This window comes from Clostridium lundense DSM 17049 (assembly GCF_000619945.1).
In the GTDB taxonomy this organism is placed as follows: domain Bacteria; phylum Bacillota; class Clostridia; order Clostridiales; family Clostridiaceae; genus Clostridium_AO; species Clostridium_AO lundense.
This window is the reverse complement of sequence record NZ_JHVC01000049.1, coordinates 1-2,133: the sequence shown is the minus strand read 5'-3', so window position 1 is coordinate 2,133 and position 2,133 is coordinate 1. Positions and strand designations below refer to the sequence as shown.

General features: G+C 26.8%; 2 protein-coding genes. Both read left to right on the top strand.

Annotation, left to right across the window (positions count from 1 at the left end; all coding sequences use genetic code 11):
- Positions 1 to 161 precede the first annotated feature (161 nt).
- On the top strand, positions 162 to 1,334 hold the full coding sequence (locus T514_RS0121940) for a class I SAM-dependent methyltransferase (protein ID WP_027626662.1): 1,173 nt from the start codon (positions 162 to 164) through the stop codon (positions 1,332 to 1,334).
- Between the two features lie 50 nt (positions 1,335 to 1,384).
- Positions 1,385 to 2,044, top strand: a complete 660-nt coding sequence (locus tag T514_RS0121935; RefSeq protein WP_027626661.1) for a DUF4230 domain-containing protein — start codon at positions 1,385 to 1,387, stop codon at positions 2,042 to 2,044.
- Positions 2,045 to 2,133: the final 89 nt, after the last annotated feature.

Below are 2,133 nucleotides of genomic sequence, written 5' to 3'. Positions count from 1 at the left end.
TATATGTATCCTGTAATATTATATCATAATGCCTATTGTTAATAAAAAATATATTGATATAATAATTTTTTATGTTTATATTTATATTAAACTTATGATTAATTATAATAGACTTTATAATTAACTACTAAAAATAACTTCAGAAAGAAAAGGTGTATAAAATGAATAAACAAAACATAATGAAATTAAATTTATTTTTAATTGGCTTACAAAGTAGATTTACTGGAAATAAAGATATATTTACCGAAATTATCGTTACATACACCACAGGTTTAAAGAGCTTTAAAGGTATAGGTGATTTTAATAACGGTAATATAAGCTTTAATTTTAACGGAATAACTAAAAAATTAAGCATAGAGGATCTAATCACTTTAATATGTAAAGAAGCTGAAAATTATGATTCAGTAGAAATCTTTTATAAAGAAAGAGGCACAGGCATATTAATAGAAGGATCTAACAAAAAAGTTAATATGAAAAATATAGATATAAAAGAAGATGTTACCGAAGACCCAGTACATACATCTGCAAAAACCTCAACTTTACTAAATAGGGATTACTATATAAAAGTAGGTAAAGCAGATGCTTTATTAAAAGAAATAGGAATAATGACTAAAGAAGGCAAAATAAAAAATGATAAAATACGAAAATATAATCAAATAGATCATTATGTTGAATTATTAGAAGGTATACTAGACAAATTACCTAATAATGAAACAATCAACATACTTGACTGTGGTTGTGGAAAATCTTATCTTACTTTTGTTTTAAATTATTATCTTACAGAAATAAAAAAGAAGAAATGTCACTTTATTGGTTTAGATATATCCGAAGGTGTAATAGAAGCTTCTAAAAAAATGGCAGAAGATCTTAACTATAGAAATATGGAATTTAAAGCTATAGATATAAAAAACTATTTACCTAACCAAAAAATACATGTGGTAATTTCACTACATGCCTGTGACACTGCTACTGATATGGCATTAGCTTTAGGTATTAGATTAAATTCAGATGTAATTATTGCAGTACCTTGTTGCCATAGGGAACTACTAAATCAATATTCCTATGAACCTTTTAAAAGTATACTTAATCACGGAGTATTTAAGACAAGAATGGCAGATATACTAACAGATGGTATGAGATCTTTAATGCTTGAATCTAAAGGATACGATGTTTCTGTAGTAGAATATATTTCTCCTCTTGAAACTCCTAAAAATTTAATGATTAGGGCAGTAAAAACTAAAGAGGAAAACACTCAGGCTATGGATGAATATATGAATCTAATGGCTAAACTCAATGTTTACCCAGCACTATATAACTTTTTAAATAATTGGTAAATAAATAAAGATGGGGGGTATATTCAAATCTATAAGGTTTGAATAGGTAAATGAATAAAATAATAAGGAAAAGAACTTTAATAATAATAGCAATCTCATTAATATTAGGATTTAGTCTGTGTTATAAATATTTTATTAGCTCAAGGACAAATTCTTTACCTGGTATGACAAAGAATATAGAAAAAATGTCACGAAAAGCTATTACTAGTGAAGCCATAGTAAATAAAATCCGTCAAAAAACAGACTTAATAACTATGGAAGTAGACTTATCGGATAAAGTAGTATTAGATGATAGCTGGGGAAATTTTGATATCTTCAAAAAAATAACCTATATTAACTTTTCTGGAAAAGGAATTTATACTGTAGACTTATCAAAATTAAAAGCTGAAAATATAACAATTGAATCTAAAGTTAATACAATAAGTATAAATGTTCCTAAACCTGAAGTAAAATCAGTAAATATAGAGGAAGAAAAGACAACCTATGAAATGGACAAAGGTGTTTTCAGGTTTGGAGATATAAAACTCACTCCCGCTGAAAATCAAATATTAACTAAAAAAGTTAAAGAGAGAATGGAAGAAAAATTAAAGGAGCCTACTATGTTATCTACAGCTCTAGCAAATACTGAAAAGTCTATGAAAGAACTTGTTAAAACTGCATTAGATAATAAAAGTTCCAATTATAACATAATAGTTTATTTTCAAAAATAAATATCCACCAGCTTAGCTGGTGGTTTTTCTTAAGCCCTATAAGGGCACTTTACCAGCATTGTGCCTTAAGGCACCTATAAAAATCTCGC